The 14982-nt window shown below is 65.0% G+C and carries 19 protein-coding genes; 13 read left to right on the top strand and 6 right to left on the bottom strand.

Features of this window, described 5'->3' with window-relative positions; genetic code table 11:
• Positions 1–13: 13 nt before the first annotated feature.
• The 4 genes from ACFC4D_RS13040 (at position 14) to ACFC4D_RS13025 (ending at position 2306) form a co-directional block, all read left to right on the top strand.
• Positions 14–436: a MarR family winged helix-turn-helix transcriptional regulator gene (locus ACFC4D_RS13040; RefSeq protein ID WP_376062927.1), complete on the top strand. Its 423-nt coding sequence runs from the start codon at positions 14–16 to the stop codon at positions 434–436.
• A gap of 68 nt (positions 437–504) precedes the next feature.
• On the top strand, positions 505–1044 hold the full coding sequence (locus tag ACFC4D_RS13035; protein ID WP_376062926.1) for a DUF6790 family protein: 540 nt from the start codon (positions 505–507) through the stop codon (positions 1042–1044).
• 15 nt (positions 1045–1059) lie between these two features.
• Positions 1060–1710: a TMEM175 family protein gene (locus ACFC4D_RS13030; protein ID WP_376062925.1), complete on the top strand. Its 651-nt coding sequence runs from the start codon at positions 1060–1062 to the stop codon at positions 1708–1710.
• 65 nt (positions 1711–1775) lie between these two features.
• The gene (locus tag ACFC4D_RS13025) at positions 1776–2306 is read left to right on the top strand and encodes a GNAT family N-acetyltransferase (protein WP_376062924.1); all 531 of its coding nucleotides are present in this window, start codon (positions 1776–1778) and stop codon (positions 2304–2306) included.
• A gap of 22 nt (positions 2307–2328) precedes the next feature.
• On the opposite strand, the gene ACFC4D_RS13020 is transcribed toward ACFC4D_RS13025, so the two are convergent.
• Positions 2329–3222: an oxidoreductase gene (locus ACFC4D_RS13020; protein ID WP_376062922.1), complete on the bottom strand. Its 894-nt coding sequence runs from the start codon at positions 3220–3222 to the stop codon at positions 2329–2331.
• Positions 3223–3287: 65 nt separating this feature from the next.
• Between ACFC4D_RS13020 and ACFC4D_RS13015 the strand changes: the two genes are divergently transcribed.
• Positions 3288–3884, top strand: coding sequence for a TetR/AcrR family transcriptional regulator (locus tag ACFC4D_RS13015; protein WP_376062921.1), 597 nt, complete (start codon positions 3288–3290; stop codon positions 3882–3884).
• Positions 3885–3993: 109 nt separating this feature from the next.
• On the opposite strand, the gene ACFC4D_RS13010 is transcribed toward ACFC4D_RS13015, so the two are convergent.
• Positions 3994–4824, bottom strand: coding sequence for an SDR family oxidoreductase (locus ACFC4D_RS13010; RefSeq protein ID WP_376062919.1), 831 nt, complete (start codon positions 4822–4824; stop codon positions 3994–3996).
• 168 nt (positions 4825–4992) lie between these two features.
• Here ACFC4D_RS13010 and ACFC4D_RS13005 point away from each other — a divergent pair, with 168 nt between their 5' ends.
• From ACFC4D_RS13005 to ACFC4D_RS12985, 5 genes are all read left to right on the top strand, one after another.
• Positions 4993–5214 (top strand): DUF2283 domain-containing protein, encoded by a 222-nt coding sequence (locus tag ACFC4D_RS13005; protein WP_376062918.1) that lies wholly within the window; start codon positions 4993–4995, stop codon positions 5212–5214.
• A gap of 152 nt (positions 5215–5366) precedes the next feature.
• Entirely contained in the window at positions 5367–6317 is a 951-nt protein-coding gene (locus tag ACFC4D_RS13000; RefSeq protein WP_376062917.1) for an NADP-dependent oxidoreductase, read from the top strand.
• A gap of 81 nt (positions 6318–6398) precedes the next feature.
• Positions 6399–7553 carry an SMI1/KNR4 family protein gene (locus ACFC4D_RS12995; RefSeq protein WP_376062916.1) on the top strand — a complete coding sequence of 385 codons (1155 nt, stop codon included), beginning with the start codon at positions 6399–6401 and terminating at the stop codon, positions 7551–7553.
• A gap of 5 nt (positions 7554–7558) precedes the next feature.
• Positions 7559–8371: a hypothetical protein gene (locus tag ACFC4D_RS12990; RefSeq protein WP_376062915.1), complete on the top strand. Its 813-nt coding sequence runs from the start codon at positions 7559–7561 to the stop codon at positions 8369–8371.
• Between the two features lie 45 nt (positions 8372–8416).
• Positions 8417–9106, top strand: a complete 690-nt coding sequence (locus ACFC4D_RS12985; RefSeq protein ID WP_376062914.1) for an alpha/beta fold hydrolase — start codon at positions 8417–8419, stop codon at positions 9104–9106.
• On the opposite strand, the gene ACFC4D_RS12980 is transcribed toward ACFC4D_RS12985, so the two are convergent.
• Positions 9103–9999 carry an alpha/beta hydrolase gene (locus ACFC4D_RS12980; protein ID WP_376062913.1) on the bottom strand — a complete coding sequence of 299 codons (897 nt, stop codon included), beginning with the start codon at positions 9997–9999 and terminating at the stop codon, positions 9103–9105. The genes ACFC4D_RS12985 and ACFC4D_RS12980 overlap by 4 nt on opposite strands.
• Before the next feature lie 41 nt (positions 10000–10040).
• Between ACFC4D_RS12980 and ACFC4D_RS12975 the strand changes: the two genes are divergently transcribed.
• A complete protein-coding gene (locus tag ACFC4D_RS12975; protein ID WP_376062912.1) occupies positions 10041–10517 on the top strand; it encodes a MarR family winged helix-turn-helix transcriptional regulator in 477 nt (158 codons plus the stop codon).
• Positions 10518–10544: 27 nt separating this feature from the next.
• Here the strand turns inward: ACFC4D_RS12975 and ACFC4D_RS12970 are convergent, their stop codons facing one another.
• A complete protein-coding gene (locus ACFC4D_RS12970) occupies positions 10545–11381 on the bottom strand; it encodes an SAM-dependent methyltransferase (RefSeq protein WP_376062911.1) in 837 nt (278 codons plus the stop codon).
• A 223-nt stretch (positions 11382–11604) separates the two neighbouring features.
• A complete protein-coding gene (gene pip / locus ACFC4D_RS12965; protein ID WP_376062910.1) occupies positions 11605–12597 on the bottom strand; it encodes a prolyl aminopeptidase in 993 nt (330 codons plus the stop codon).
• A 163-nt stretch (positions 12598–12760) separates the two neighbouring features.
• On the opposite strand from pip, the gene ACFC4D_RS12960 reads away from it, so the two are divergent.
• Positions 12761–13153, top strand: coding sequence for a VOC family protein (locus ACFC4D_RS12960; RefSeq protein ID WP_376062909.1), 393 nt, complete (start codon positions 12761–12763; stop codon positions 13151–13153).
• A complete protein-coding gene (locus ACFC4D_RS12955; RefSeq protein WP_376062908.1) occupies positions 13150–14025 on the top strand; it encodes a sigma-70 family RNA polymerase sigma factor in 876 nt (291 codons plus the stop codon). The genes ACFC4D_RS12960 and ACFC4D_RS12955 overlap by 4 nt, the downstream gene beginning before the upstream one ends.
• 126 nt (positions 14026–14151) lie before the next feature.
• On the opposite strand, the gene ACFC4D_RS12950 is transcribed toward ACFC4D_RS12955, so the two are convergent.
• Positions 14152–14979, bottom strand: coding sequence for a hypothetical protein (locus ACFC4D_RS12950; protein ID WP_376062907.1), 828 nt, complete (start codon positions 14977–14979; stop codon positions 14152–14154).
• Positions 14980–14982 lie beyond the last annotated feature (3 nt).

Genomic DNA, 14982 nt, shown 5'->3' with positions numbered 1-14982 from the left:
ATACGTTCGATTCATGGACGATGGACTCGGAGACCTGCTGCATCGCGTGGTGTATCTACTCGGCGAGGCCGCGCGCCGACGCGGCGGCGAGACCGAGGTCTTGACGTACAGCCAGATACGCCTGCTGGGAATGCTGGAGGAAATCGAGCCGGTGACCCAGCATCAGCTGGCACAGGCACTTTCGGTATCCGATCCGGCGGTCAGCCGGGCCTTGCGGCCGCTTGAAGCCGCCGGGTTCGTCGCGGTCGAGACCGATCCGGAGCATGCGCGGCGACGGTTGGTCAGCACCACCGAAGCCGGGCGCGATGCCTTCCACAGCACCGACAGGCCATTGCAGAACCAATTGCGCGACGCGCTGCTGGAAGCGGGTTTCCCGTACGAGCAGTACCTGCGTGATACCGCCGCGCTGGCAAAGCTTCTGGAGCCGCGTCGATAGCACGACGCCGACTTTCTCGATCAACGTAAGTGTTGCATGGTTAATATTAACCATGCAACACTCAAGGTATGAACGCGATGTCGTACCTTGCCCAGTCGGCTTTCCCCTTGGTGTGGATAGTGATCGCCGTTGTCGGCGCATTGGTCCGCACACGGCACAGCCCCTCCCGTGCGGCTGCTCTCGAGACGTGGCAGCGATGGTGGGCCGTCGCCGCGCTCGGCTGCGGCAGCCTGTGGATGACGATCGCCTTCCTGACCGCCCCGGACGTGATGGCCACCGCGATCGGCTTCGACCGCACCCCGTTCCAGTTCGAGATCGCCTTCGCCAATCTCGGGCTCGCTGTCATGGGTTTCCGCGCCGCCTCGGCCGGCGCCCGTGAGCGCATCACCATCGGACTCGGCGCCGGAATGTTCCTGTGGGGCGCGGCGATCGGCCACGTCTACCAGTGGTTCGCCCACGGCGACCATGCTCCCGGCAATACCGGTGGAGTTCTGGTGTGCGACATACTCTTTCCCGCAGTCATGATCATCCTGGCGCTCCGATCGCAACAACTCGCCAGCACCGAGCAGCCCACACTCGCGCCCGCCGCACGCGCAGCCCGCGCATAACCCCGGGAGACTCCGATGTCGCATCACACCGACGCGAACAGCAACGCCAGCGGCTGGTCACCACACCGCATCGGCGCGTTCGCCGACGCCGTTCTCGCGATCGCGATCACGCTGCTGGTCGTCGAGATCAAGCGGCCGGAAGGCGAGGACCTGGTCGATACCGGTGCCCTGGCGTCATTCCTGTGGCACGAGCGCGCCTCGTTCGTGGCGTTCGTCCTCGCGTTCTTCCTGCTGTGGTCGGTATGGCGCCGCCATCACACATTGATCTACGAGGTGACGCTGCTGGATCGGCTCACTCTCGCCTGGCATGCGCCGCTCTTGTTCTTCGTCGCGATCCTGCCCTATTCGACGGCGGTGTTCGGGCACGCGACGGACAACAGTCTCGCCGTATGCCTGTTCGCCGTGACAGCGGCGCTGCTGTTCGGCAACGAAGGTGTGGTGCGCGAGCTGGCCGCACGCCGATCCGTACTCGCCGAGGGCATCGTCGCGGCTGATATCCGTCGTAGCGCCGATGCCTCGTTCGCGGTCGCCTCGGTTTTCCTCGCCACGGCCGCACTCGCCTGGCTCAGTCCGTACGTGTGGTACGTCTGGATTCTCGCGCCATTGTCAGCCACGTTCGGCGGAGGTCTGATCTACCGGTTGCGCGGGGGCGCTCCGACTGACTGAAATCTGTTGCAGCTCTTGACCAGTGCAGCGACTTCGACGACCGAAACCCGAAAGGTGTTGCGACCGTGACCCGTAACTCGGACGAACATCCAGGCTGGGTCGTTGCCCCGGCCCCGGTGCGACACCCCGAAGCCGCCGCGCTGCTGCGGGAGTACTACGTCGAGGTCGCCGACCGCTACCGCCTGCTCCATCTGGGCCGCCGATCGACACCGGCAGAACTCGACCGAGAACTCGCCGCCGATTCGACAGACGACTTGATCCCGCCACGCGGTCTATTCCTGCTCGGCCGATACGACGGCGAACCTGCCGCATGCACCGGCCTTCGAGCACTCGGCAACGATGTCGTCGAACTGACCCGCGTGTTCGTACGGCCGCAATGGCGCGGAACCGGTGGAGGACAACACCTGCTGATCGCGGCAGAAGCCGCCGCTACCGCCCTCGGTGCCACCCGGGTCGTTCTCGATACCCGACTGGATCTGGTCGAAGCCCAAGCCCTCTACCGCCGCCACGGCTACGCGGAAATTCCGGCGTACAACACCGGCGACTACGCCGAGGTCTGGTACGGCAAGTCTCTGAGCGCGCAGCCTCGAGCATGATGTGCGGCTCTGTCGCGAGCGGCTATATGGCGAGCGATGAGAAGATGATGCCGGTGAGTTTCTCCGACTGCTGCCAGAGTTTCTGTGCCAGTTCGGGATTCGATGCGGCATGGGAGCGACCCACCAGGGTGGGGTAGCCGCGGTACTCGTAGAAGCCGTCGGGGCCGATGTAGGCAGCAGGCGGCAGGTCCTGGGTCGCGGCGAACAAAGTCGGCAGGGCACCGGCGGTGGCGCTTTGAGCGATCAGCTTGTTGCCCACGGACATTGCGAAGTCCGCGATCGGGTTCTGGGTGTGCTTCTGCAGATTCGTCGCCGCCCAGCCGGGGTGGGCGGCGACCGCGCGCAGCGTGGAGCCCGCCGCGGTGAGGCGGCGCTGCAATTCGAGGGTGAACAGCAGGTTGGCGAGTTTCGACTGACCGTAGGCGCCACTTGGGTTGTAGGGCCGCTTGTTCCAGTTCAGGTCGGCCAGGTCGATGTGGCCGCGGCGGTGCGCCTGCGAGGAGATCGTGACCACGCGGTCGGTCAGATGCGGGAGCAGCAGGTTCGCGAGGGCGAAGTGGCCCAAATGGTTGGTGCCGAACTGGCGCTCGAAACCGTCGGCGGTGCGACCCTCGGGGACCATCATGATTCCGGCGTTGTTGATCAGCACATCGATCGGCTCGGACCAGCGCCGGGCGAATTCCCGGATCGAGCCGAGATTGGCGAGGTCGAGCTGGCGGACCTCGGTGACACCTCCGATCTCGCGTGCCGCGGCGGCCCCGCGTTCGGTGTCGCGCACGGCGAGTACAACCCGTGCACCGGCCCTGGCCAGTTCCCGGCTGGTCACCAGTCCGAGCCCGCTGTTGGCCCCGGTGACGACGACGGTGCGGCCGTCCATGCGCGGTAGATCCTGTGCGGTCCAGTTGGTTTTCGACATATCGCCAATGTAGACACTGCCCACAAAGTGGTCAATGCCCACATTGCTGATACGCTGCATCCGTCATGACAACCTCCCGTTCGTATCACCACGGCGACCTGCGCGAGCAGTTGCTCCAGCGTGCCGAGCAGACGCTGCGCGAAACCGGCGCGGAGCAACTCTCGCTTCGGCAGCTCGCCCGCGATGTGGGCGTCACCCACAACGCGCCCAGTCGCCACTTCCGGGACAAGCAGGCGCTGCTGGACGCGTTGGCGCAATCGGGTTTCGAACGACTCGGGGCAGCCTTTCGCGCTTCCGACGCCGACGGCCCATTCGTACAACGCTTCCACCGGCTCGCGCGCGCGTATCTGCGCTTCGCCGTGGACAATCCGGCATTGCTGACGCTGATGTTCACCCGCAAGCACAGCCCTACCGGGGGCACGGAAATGGCAACCGCAGTACGACACGCCTTCGCTGTGCCGGTGGCCTTGACGGCCGAGGCACAGGCACGCGGGGAGATCGTCGCGGGCGATCCGCTGCGCATCGGAATGTCGGTCGCGGTCTCGCTGCAGGGCCTGGCCAGCTTCGTCATCTCCGGAATGGTCACCCCGGAGGCCGCCGAGCAACTGCTGGACGAGGTCGTCACCAACCTGACCCAGGGCCTGCTCCCCCGCGAGGTCTGACCCGACTCACCTCATGCAGTCGATCTTCTCAGCGAGAAGCCGGGTCAGATCATCGCCCCGCCGTGGCACGCCGAACACGAATGAGGCAGAGCGTCAAACCGGCTGGGGTTCAACGGAAATCGGCAAGGTGGTCGTTGACCCATTCTCGATATGTGTGCGCGGGCGCGCCGGTGACCTCGGCGACGGTGGGCAGCACCGGCTCCGGCCGCGCGGTCATCTCGTCCATTTCCCGCAGCGCCTTGTCCACATCGTCGACCGGCATCCACGCAGCCGTCACCGCACGCATCCGCTCCCTGGACATCTTCTCGAACCGCACCGGCACCCCGAGCGCGTCGGCGATGATCCGCGCCCGCTGCGGGGCGGTCAGCGACTCGGGGCCGGTCACGTCGTAGACAGTGCCGGTACGGCCCTCGAGCAGTGCTCCGACGCCCACCGCGGCGATATCGCGCTCGTGAATCACCGACCTCGCCCATTGATCGTAGTGTTCGCGCACAACACCTTCCGAGCGAATCGACTCCGCCCAGCCGAGGTCATTGGCCGCGAAACCCCCTGCCCGCACGAAGGTCCAACCCACCCCCGATTCCTCGATGAGCCGTTCGAGATAGCCGTGTGAACCGAGTACCGCGCCGACCCGCTCGTCGGCGCCCCGGGCGGAGAGGTACACAACGTGGCGGGCCTGCTCGGCCAGCCGCCCAATCACCTCTGGCGCGACCGCGTCCGCTTCCAGTGTGGGCCACACCAGGAACACCCCCTGCACTCCCTCCAGCGCGGCATCGAGACTGCCCGGATCCGACAGATCGCCGCGAACGACCTCGACGCCCGGCGGAAGATCCGCCGCCTCCGGGCGGCGGACCAGTGCCCGGACCTCGACGCCCGCCTCATGTAGTTGGTTGACGGCCGCGCGGCCGACCCTGCCTGTTGCACCGGTTACCAAGATCATGAACTCGATCCTGCTACCTCAACCAATGTTCAGGTCAAGCGATATGTTCCGACCGAACGTCCCGAGCACCTGCGCGAGCCATACCAGGTGGTTCCAATCGCTCGATCCGGATCAGTGAGCAGTGCGCGCGGTACACGTCGGATTCGTTGGTAGAGGCAGGATGTCAGCATGATCGAACCCAGAGTCACCTATGACCCCGTGGCCGATGCCGCGTACATATATTTGACGGGCGAGATTCCGCCCGGGGGTGTGGCAACGGTGGTTCCGGTTGATCCGAACGCGGTCGGGGGCATGGTCAATCTCGATCTCGACGCCAATGGCGTCATTGTCGGGATAGAGGTGCTCGGCGCGAGTTCGAAACTGGATCCGGACCTGCTTCCCGGCGAATGACACCCGCCGGCTCACTGCCGGCCGCTGTACAGCGCTCGGGCTGGTGATCGATTTGTCGTGTCGTTCGTTCACGGGTTGTCGATCCTGCGATGATCGATGACGGTGGGAATGGCTCGGTCCGATGGCTCCACGAACGCGAGGAGACGGCGAATATGCAGCAGCGCAATGGTGGACGGCGGGCTGACGCGAGTAGGGCCGTTCGGCTCGAATCATTCGGTGGCCCTGAGGTATTGACCGTTCAGGATGTGCCTGAACCTCAGGCGGGAGATGGGCAGATCCGGGTTCGGGTCACGGCGGCCGGATTGAATCCGATGGACTGGGTGATGACCGCGGATGCGGAGACCGCAGCTCGGTTCGGATTGAGCCTGCCTGTCGGGTTCGGGACCGATTACGCGGGTGTCATCGATCAAATCGGTACGGGCGTAAGCGGTTACGCGGTGGGTGACCGGGTGTTCGGGACGGCGCTGTCCCGGGCGATCGCCGATTTCGTCGTGGTGGACGCGGACGGGAACATCGTGAGCGGGGTCGCTCATCACACCCCGGACGGGGTCGATGATCGCACCGCCGCCACGCTCTCGATCGCGGGCAGTACCGCGTCCGCCGCTCTCGACGTGCTCGACCTCGGTCCGCAGGACACGGTGCTGATCGGCGGCGCGGGCGGCGGAGTCGGGGTGTTCGCTGTGCAGTTGGCGCGAATCGCGGGAGCGCGAGTTATCGGAACCGGTTCGCCGTCGACGGCGGAGTACCTGCGCGACCTCGGCGCGGAACCGGTCGCATACGGCGACGGCCTCACCGACCGGGTCCGCGAAATGGGCACCGTCACAGCGGCATTGGATCTGCACGGCACTGACACCGTGCACGCGGCTCGCGAACTCGGAGTTCCGGACAATCGCATCTGCACCATCGCGACCGTGATCGAGGGGATCCCAGCCGCCAACGGAGCCAACGCCGCACCCGATGCGCTCGAGAACATCGCGCGACTGATCGCCTCCGGCCGTCTCCGTGTGCCCATCGCCGCGACGTTCCCTGTCGAAGACATCCGCACGGCCGTCGAACTCCAAGCGGACCGACACGTCCGGGGCAAGGTCGTGATCGATCTCTGATCCCGGAGGTGGCCGATCCGCCAGATGCGGGACAGCAATTCGAAGCAAGCATGTCGGACCCTTCTGGCACAGTGCTCGACCATGAGTTGGAGACCGTGGTTGTCGCGCTGGAGTCAGGAGTGGATTCGCAGCCGCGAACCCGGGCAGGAGGATCCGGAGATCCTGCGCGATGGGTGGCTCGGGTTCGCACCGGCGAGCGAGGAGGCGATCGCGGGGGCCGAGGGGCGGATCGGGCGGACGCTGCCGCCGTCGTATCGCGAATTTCTGTTGACGACCGATGGCTGGCGGCATGCGGGGGTTTTCGTTGACCAGATGCTGGACACGTCCGACATCGGGTGGTTGCGGGACATCGAACCGTTCTGGGAAGAAGCTTGGAAGGACCTCCTCGATGAGAATCCGGCTCCCGAGGACGGCAATCCGCTGGGCCGTGGGCTGCTGATCTCGCGGGAGGGTGACGCGCAGATCCTGTTCCTCGATCCGGGTGATGTCGACGCCGAGGGGGAATGGGCCGCCTACATCCTGTCCTCCTGGAGTGATGGCCCCCGGAGGTTCGCGTCGTTCACCGCGCTGATGGAAGACCTCTACGCCACATTCCACAATATCGACCAGCCCGAGGGCCAAACTCGCGATGACTGGGATACGGCGGTCGAGCAGGCCCGCGCGGCCGCGCTCGCCGGTGCGGTCGACGCGGCGGCACAGCTGCTGGAGGAGGCCGAGAAGTTCGGGCGTGACCGTGCCACCGTGCTGCGGGCGCAACTCCAGATGTTCCTCAATCGTGAACGCATGGACACTACGCAGTCGCTGCGCCGATGGGTCGCCGCGGCACCGGGATTCGCCAATTTTCGCGACGATCCGCTGTTCACCGCGGAACTGTTGCCGACGCTGTTCGCCGATCATGCCGCGAACGCGCGCCCGTACCAGAGCACGGTCCTGCAAACGGCGATGCTCGACGAGCGGATGCATCTGATCATCGGTGAGTATCAGGCCCGGCTGCGGCGCGGCGGTCCCGAACTCGAGTTCGGGAATCCGGAATTCAATGCGCTGATCCGGCAGGCTTTGCGCGAGCATGCCGACGATCCGGATGCACTCTGGGAAGCGGTGGGCGCGGCGCTGGTGCGATGGCGGCCGCGAACGCCCGACCACATCGCTCCGATCGCGCTACTGGCAGATCCGATCCTGGCCGAGACGCTGACTCCCGAGCGCGGCCATGCACTACTGTCCCGACCGAGAGGGTGATCGGCGTGCAATTCCCCAGTCGTCACGATATGGCGATGGCGTTGATCTTCGACGAGTGCGGCGACCGCCATGACTTTCCCGACCGCGACAGACTCGTGGTGACCGATACCGAGATCGACGAGTCCGGGCACACGATCAACATCAGCCGGATCGCCTGCCGGTCCTGCGGCATGCTCAAGGTGTCCAGGTGGCACAAACCCGACCCCGCCGAACCGGCGCGCGGTTTCGCCGTGATGGGCCAACAGGAGTACCCCGAGCCGGGAGACGTTCCCGGCATCGTCGATCGCACGCGACGGATCACCGACGCCGAATACACGAAATACCTTGCCACACGAGGCATCAGCGATATTCCCGCTTACTATGCTCCGGATCGGCGCGAAGGTACCGAGCAACACGAATTCGTGCTGCGCATCCGCGCCGGGCAGTTCTTTCTGCTCGAATGGCCGAACAAGATCGGTGAGATTCTCCCGATCCCGCCGCACGCCACCTCCCTCGGCCCGATAGACGCCGTCCCCGGTGCGGCGTTGTGCTGGGCGCCGGTCGACGACGGCGAGATGGCGGTTACTGTCGTCACCGCACTCGATGACCCCGGGCCCGATCGCTCCTACCCGCAGATCGCCGAGCTGAGCTCTCGATTCCACGCGGGCGGGGTGTATCTGTGCGAACTCGCCGGAGCCCGCCATGAGCTGCCACCGCTGCCCGCAGGGTACGGCGACTATCGACTGCGCTTACACACGAGTGACTCCGGTTGCCTGCTCCAGATCTTCAGTCACCCCCGCGCAAAACCCTTTGCGCACCAGCCGATGCAGGGCGTCTGATCGATAGCCGAGAATAGTCACCATCGGTCCGAAGACGACAGAGGAGTGGGCGCGTTGAGCACGTTCGTTCTGATTCCTGGCGCATGTCATGGTGGCTGGTGGTTCGAGCCGGTCGCTCAGCGGTTGCGCGAGTTGGGGCATACCGCGTACGCGGTGACGTTGACCGGGCTCGGGGACCGGGCGCATCTGCTCAACGCCTCGGTGAATCTGGATACGCACATCCGTGATGTGCTGGCGCTGTTGGAGAATGAGCGCTTGGACGAGGTCATCCTGGTTGGACACAGCTATGCGGGCATGGTCGTGAGTGGCGTGGCCGATCGGGTGGGTGAGCGGATCGACGCTGTGATGTACGTCGATGCCTTCGTTCCCGGAAACGGTGATGCCGCATGGAATCTCACCAACGATGAACAACGCGCCTGGTACATCGACGGGGCCTCCGATGACGGGATCGGGATCGCACCGCTGCCGTTCTTCGACCCCCGCGCCACACCGCATCCACTGGCGTCGGTGGTTCAGCGCCTGCGGCTGATCGGACCCGAGCACACCTTCCGGCGCAAGGATTACGTGTACGCGGCGCAGTTCGACAACAGTCCCTTCACCTCGACATATCAACGGCTGCAAGGGGACTCGGAGTGGCACGTGCATGAGATGGCGGCTCGGCACAATGTGCTCGCCGATGGTCCCGAGCAGTTCCTCGAACTGCTGTTGTCCACCGTCCCCGACGCGTTCGATTAAACGCCGAGGTGCTGGATGAGGAAGAGCGCCGCACGGTCCAGTGCCTGGTCGGCTTCATCGAGTGTGCCGGTGAAGGATTGGAAGACGTGCGGTACGTCGGCGGTGATGTCGAGGATGACATCCACCTCGGCGGCTCGGGCGCGCTCGGCCAAGCGGGTGGAATCGTCCAGCAGCATTTCATTGCTGCCTGCTTGAAGCAGCAGCGGCGGAAAGCCGCCGAGGTCGGCGAGCACAGCCGGGCTGAGCAGCGGCTGATGCGGGTCCTGGCCCGCGACGTACATGGCACCGTTGTGGTTGAGGCTTTCGCGGGTGAACAGCGGATCGATACCCGCTTTGGTGCGCATGCTGTCGCCGGTGCGCGTCGCGTCAAGGCCGGGTGAGAACGCCACGATCGCCGCGGGCACAGGCAATCCGGCATCGCGAGCGGCCAGGCAGGTGGTGATGGTCAGTCCCCCGCCTGCGGAGTCACCGGCGAAAGCGATGGCCGAAGGGTCTTCGCCACTGTCGAGCAGGGCCCGGTAGGCATCGAGGGTGTCCTCGATCGCGGCCGGGAACGGATATTCGGGTGCGAGCCGGTAATCCACCGATACGGCTCGAAATCCGGTGCGGGTCACCAGGTTCGCGGTCAGTGACATCGCGGTCTCGGGTGAGCCGCTGACGAAACCACCGCCGTGGAAATACAGGATCGTCCCGGGGCGCACGCTTTTCGTCGGTTCGACGAGCACGGCGGGCCGGGTGCCGAGGGTGGTGGGCCGAGTGCGTATCTCGCTCGGCACGTTCATTTGGGCCATCAGCGCCCGGAATCCCGTGCGGATCTCGTCGATCGATCGAGGTCCGGCCGGTCGCGGCTGGCGTAGCAGTGTGTCGATCTGCGCGCGTTGCTCCCTGCTCATATGCACCTTCCTAAGAAGTATCTTCCAGTACACTATATGCCATGGAATATATATCAGCGAGCGAGGCCGTTGACCTGCCGAGATTGTTCTCCGATCTGGTCCGGTGCGAGACGCGGCTGTACAACGCGCTCAACGATCGGCTGCGCGAACGGCACGGGATCGTCACCTCGCAGCTGGAATTCCTGCGGTTCCTACGCGATCATCCGGGCGCGCGAGTGGCCGACCTCGCGAGCGAATTCGCCGCGGGCGTGGGAGCGATCAGCAAGGGCATCGACCGCTTGGAGCAGCAGGGATGGGTTGCGCGACAACCGAATCCCGCCGATCGCCGATCGTCGCTGCTGGCACTGACCCAGGACGGCATGCGCCTGGTACAGGCGACGGACGACACCTTCACCGAGTGCCTGACCGATTTGCTCGGCAGCAATCTGCCGAGCTCATCGCTATCGACTGTCGCGCAAGCTTTTTCGCAGCTGCGCGGCGTCCTCGAGCAGGCCGGAATCGGTACGCCCGCAGGCTGACCGATCCCCCGGCCCGATACCTTCGGGCTACCGCTTGCGGCCGACACCACCGACGATGCAATGCCGCACCGCGCTGAGATTGGTCAGCCGCGGACCGTCCTGCCACCAGTCATCGCACAGCACCAGTCCGGGTTCGATCATTTCCAGATCACCGAACATGGCCTGGATTTCCTCGCGGGTGCGGAAGCGCCCGCTGCCCATCGGACTGTGAATGAACTTGTCCTCCATGTTCACCGCCAGCTCGCTGAGCTCGGGCTCCTCGGGATCCTTCGGATCGAAGAAGTGCGAAATCGCCACGAACGACCCGGACGGCAGGGCGTCGATATAGGTCTGCATGATCTCGGGCGCGTCCGTACCGAGGTAATGGTGCAGCGTCCCGACCTGCAGCAGCGCCAGCGGCCGACTGAAATCCAGATGCTCGACAACCGATGGGTGCTTCAGCACTTCCAGCGGCTGGAAGATATCGGCGGTGGAGATGGTGGCCTTGTTGTTCTCAGCCAGCAACGCCCGACCGTGCGCGAGCACCATCGGATCGTTGTCCACGTACACCACGCGCGCATCGGGATCGACGCGCTGCACCACCTGATGGGTGTTCTCCGCCGTCGGCAACCCCGACCCGAGATCGAGGAACTGATCGATCCCCGCATTGCGAACCAGGAAGCGGCACACCCGAATCAAGAAGTCACGATTGGCCCAGGCCAGGTCGGTGGCCTGGGGCGCAACGGATTGCACTCGCGCCAGCACCTCCCGATCCACCTCGAAGTTGTCCTTCCCGTGGAGGAAGGCATCGTAAACCCGGGCGATGCTGGCACGGGTGGTGTCCACCCCTACCGGCACCGAGCTCGGGTAGTCGGACTCGGGCATCGCAGACTCCTGAGTGTCATGTGTCCAGTTCGCCACAAGTATGTAACAGCCGAGCGGCGAATTTCGCGCGAATGCGTTGATCGCCAATAGCTTTGGATATGCCGTGAGATCGCTGTCAGCACATCTGACCTGGTAAAAGCCAATTCCTGGACAATCGCCTGGCACAAAATGTCTTACGCCGACGTCAGTATCTTCGGCGTGCCGAGATGATCTCTGCCCGTTGTCATTCGGGCTTCGAATTCAAGGGTGACCGGTCGGTACTGGGCCCGGCGAAGCGGGCGATGGCGCGGGCGAGTGCTTCGCCCATCGCGGGGCTGCCGGTGTGGCCGGAATCGTCGATGATGTGCAGGCGGGCGTCCGGCCAAGCTCGGGCGAGGTCCCAGGCGGTTTCGAGTGGGGCGCTCAGGTCGAGGCGGCCGTGGATGAGTTCGGCGGGGATCCCGGCCAACCGATGAGCTTCGCGGAGTAGGACCCCTTCCTCGAGCCAGGCCGCGTGCGCGAAATAGTGGGTGCAGATCCGGACAAAGGTGAGCATCTCGGCGTCGGGTTTGGCGCTGTATTGCCCTGGGCTGCCTTGGGATTCGTGTGCGATGGCAGCGTCCTCCCAGCGACACCACTCGACCGCGGCAGTGCGACGCACCTCTAAGTCCGGGTGTTCGAGCAGCCGACGGTAGCCCTCGACCGGGTCACCGTCGCCAGGGACCAGGGCGCGGAATCGCTCCCACTGCGCGGGCAGCAGCCGCGCCAGACCCCGGTACAGCCAATCGATCTCACGGCGGCGCGTGGTGGTGACACCGATCAGCACCATGCCGGTAACTCGCTCCGGGTATCGCTGGGCGTAAGCGAGGGCGAGCGTCGAACCCCAGGAGCCGCCGTACAGCAACCAGCGGTCGATGCCCAGATGGATGCGCAGCCGCTCCATATCGCCGATCAGGTGCTCAGTGGTGTTCACCGCCATATCCGTGTCCGGATCGGCGGCGTTCGGAATACTGCGCCCGCACCCGCGCTGATCGAACTGCACGATCCGAAAGATGTTCGGGTCGAACGACTTCCGCGCTCGCGCACTACTCCCACTGCCCGGCCCACCATGTACGACCAGCACCGGTCGACCGGCGGAATCGCCGCTGGTACACCAGTACACGCGATTACCGTCACCGACCTCGAGCAGACCGTCGGCATACGGATCGATCAGGGGAAACGACGTCGGCACAATCATCGAGGCTAACGGAGGCAGGCGACAGCGACAGCGGTGACGTGTCGGGACGGGATGAGCGAACCACGTCAGCGAACGGTCCTGTTACCTTCCCCGGCGAGCCCTCGTCATAGGTGCGACGACAGAATTCGACGGTCGTCACCTCGACGAGCACATGGAGAACGAGATGCTGACCAACATCATGTACGTGACGATCTACGTCACCGATCAGGACCGCGCGCTGGAGTTCTACACCGAGCGACTCGGCCTGGACAAGCGGATCGACGTCGCCGGGCCGGACGGGCGTTTCCTCACCGTCGGTGTTGCGGACAGCCCGGTGCAGATCATCCTGTGGCCGCACGCGGCGGCCGCAGGACAGCCGGCCGCTGTGGGCCGGAATGCCGCGCCCGGTCCGCTCATCCTCGAATCCGATGATCTGCGAAAGGATTTCGAGCTCCTGCGCGCACGCGGCGTCACCTTCGATACATCCGAACCCGAGGACTATCCCTTCGGGGTTCGCGCCGAGGCGACGGACCCGGACGGCAATCGGATCTCGCTTCGTCAGCAGCGCAAGCCGTGACTACCCATCCCTCCGACGTCGTCATCGAGACGTTCGAAGCCCAGCGCGATCGGCTGCGCGCGGTCGCGTACCGCGTGCTGGGTTCGCACGTCGACAGCGAGGATGTGGTGCAGGAGGCCTGGATGCGTCTCGCCCGTCAGGACACGGCGAGCATCGACAACCTGGCAGGCTGGCTGACCACCATAGTCGGCCGGATCAGCCTGGACCTGCTGCGGTCGCGTCAGGCCCGCCCGGAAACCACCTATGGGCAGGAGTTTTCGGACTTCGTGGTGACGCCCGACGACGACCTCACGCCGGATGAGCAAGTGGCGCTGGCTGATTCAGTCGGCTTCGCGCTGCTCGTCGTGCTCGATTCACTCACCCCGAGTGAGCGGCTGGCGTTCGTGCTGCATGACATGTTCGCAATCCCGTTCCACGACATCGGCCAGATCCTGGGCAAATCCACCGACGCCGCCAAGATGATCGCAAGTCGCGCGCGCCGCAAAGTCCACGCCGGAGACCGGCAGACGGGTAGCGGTCGAGAACACCGAGAGGTCGTCCACGCCTTCCAGGCCGCTGTCCGGGGTGGGGATTTCGAGGCACTACTTCGCGTGCTCGATCCGAACGTGAAGTTGACCGTGGACACTACCGATGGCGTGGTGGTCACGCTCGGCGCGACCAAGGTCGCCGCCGGTGCCCGAATGTTCTCCGGGGAGGTCGCCCGTCACCGGCCCGTGCTGGTCAACGGCATTCCCGGGCATATGTCCTGGCGTACCGACGGAACTGTCTTGTCGGTCATCGCCTTTGGCGTTACCGAGGGACGGATCACCACTATTCATATCGTGGTCGATCCGGCCAAACTCGCCTCGATCCACCTGCCCGACCCGTCCTGAGTGTGTGTCGCCGACATCGGCCTGCGCCTGAGATAGTCGTCCGAGCTGGCCAACCGGCAGCACAGCGGCCGGTTGGCCAGCGGGACGGTCGGCAGTTACGGATGGTCCCAGCTGTGTGCCGGACCGTCAGCGATGCAGGATGGCGTCGCGCAAGGCGCTTGCCGCGTTGTCCTGTCCCTGTTTCATCACGCCCTCGATCGCCCGTTCCAGCGGATCGGCGCTGGATTTGGGACCGGCCTTCAGGATTGCGACACCGAGTAGCCGTTGATCGGCGAACCCGGTGACACCGCTCTCGCCCGCGCCACGCACCTTCACCGGAGGCAGCCGTACCGCAGTCGGTTTCGCCGCCGCGATGAGCATGTATCCGCCCGTCGAGAAACCATCCAGGGTGCCCAGCGACCACTCCTCCAGCCGCCCCTGACTCGTCGATTTGATGCCGAAACCGGTCTGCACGCCCGCTTGCTCCTCGGTCGGCTTGTCGGTGCGCTGCGGACCGGGCCATACACCGCCGAAGGTCTCGTAGGTCATGATGTTGAGCGCCTGCGTCGGATCGGTGCCGCGGGTGAACACCACGAAATCGCTCTGCTCGAGTTTGTCGAGCCGTTTGTCCTGCTCCCGCTGGATCTTGCTCAGCCAGCCGGCACGCCGACCGTTCTCTTCCTTGTCCGCCAAGAACAAATCACATGCGGCGGAATCGGATTGCCATTTCGTCACCCGCGCCTTGGCCAGCCGGACCAGTTTGCGGTATGCGTAGGCGACGTCTTGTTCGGTGTAGGTGTTCTCGGTGTCCTCGATGGCGACCTGGACCACGACGGTGAGCAACTTGTGTAGCGTCCCAGCCGATTTGGTGGGCGGATCGACCCTGTCCGCCAGCATCTTCGCCCCCTCGATGAAGTCCTTCTGCGGAAAGGTCTCCGTGCTGCCGGATTTGCTGTGATCGGTAAGAACGAGCATGGC

This window comes from Nocardia sp. NPDC056000 (assembly GCF_042269265.1).
Classification (GTDB): domain Bacteria; phylum Actinomycetota; class Actinomycetes; order Mycobacteriales; family Mycobacteriaceae; genus Nocardia.
The sequence above is the reverse complement of the archived record's forward strand: the minus strand, read 5'-3'. Positions and strand labels throughout refer to the sequence as shown.

Excerpts from the sequence above, each read along its gene's own strand:
- ACFC4D_RS13015 (WP_376062921.1), top strand. The coding sequence starts at position 3,288 with ATGACAACCTCCCGTTCGTATCACCACGGCGACCTGCGCGAGCAGTTG.
- ACFC4D_RS12970 (WP_376062911.1), bottom strand. The coding sequence starts at position 11,381 with ATGCCCGAGTCCGACTACCCGAGCTCGGTGCCGGTAGGGGTGGACACC.
- ACFC4D_RS13005 (WP_376062918.1), top strand. The coding sequence starts at position 4,993 with ATGATCGAACCCAGAGTCACCTATGACCCCGTGGCCGATGCCGCGTAC.
- ACFC4D_RS13035 (WP_376062926.1), top strand. The coding sequence starts at position 505 with ATGAACGCGATGTCGTACCTTGCCCAGTCGGCTTTCCCCTTGGTGTGG.
- ACFC4D_RS12960 (WP_376062909.1), top strand. The coding sequence starts at position 12,761 with ATGCTGACCAACATCATGTACGTGACGATCTACGTCACCGATCAGGAC.
- ACFC4D_RS12950 (WP_376062907.1), bottom strand. The coding sequence starts at position 14,979 with ATGCTCGTTCTTACCGATCACAGCAAATCCGGCAGCACGGAGACCTTT.
- ACFC4D_RS13030 (WP_376062925.1), top strand. The coding sequence starts at position 1,060 with ATGTCGCATCACACCGACGCGAACAGCAACGCCAGCGGCTGGTCACCA.
- ACFC4D_RS13000 (WP_376062917.1), top strand. The coding sequence starts at position 5,367 with ATGCAGCAGCGCAATGGTGGACGGCGGGCTGACGCGAGTAGGGCCGTT.
- ACFC4D_RS12980 (WP_376062913.1), bottom strand. The coding sequence starts at position 9,999 with ATGAGCAGGGAGCAACGCGCGCAGATCGACACACTGCTACGCCAGCCG.
- ACFC4D_RS13020 (WP_376062922.1), bottom strand. The coding sequence starts at position 3,222 with ATGTCGAAAACCAACTGGACCGCACAGGATCTACCGCGCATGGACGGC.
- ACFC4D_RS12995 (WP_376062916.1), top strand. The coding sequence starts at position 6,399 with ATGAGTTGGAGACCGTGGTTGTCGCGCTGGAGTCAGGAGTGGATTCGC.
- ACFC4D_RS12975 (WP_376062912.1), top strand. The coding sequence starts at position 10,041 with ATGGAATATATATCAGCGAGCGAGGCCGTTGACCTGCCGAGATTGTTC.
- ACFC4D_RS13040 (WP_376062927.1), top strand. The coding sequence starts at position 14 with ATGGACGATGGACTCGGAGACCTGCTGCATCGCGTGGTGTATCTACTC.
- ACFC4D_RS13010 (WP_376062919.1), bottom strand. The coding sequence starts at position 4,824 with ATGATCTTGGTAACCGGTGCAACAGGCAGGGTCGGCCGCGCGGCCGTC.
- pip (WP_376062910.1), bottom strand. The coding sequence starts at position 12,597 with ATGATTGTGCCGACGTCGTTTCCCCTGATCGATCCGTATGCCGACGGT.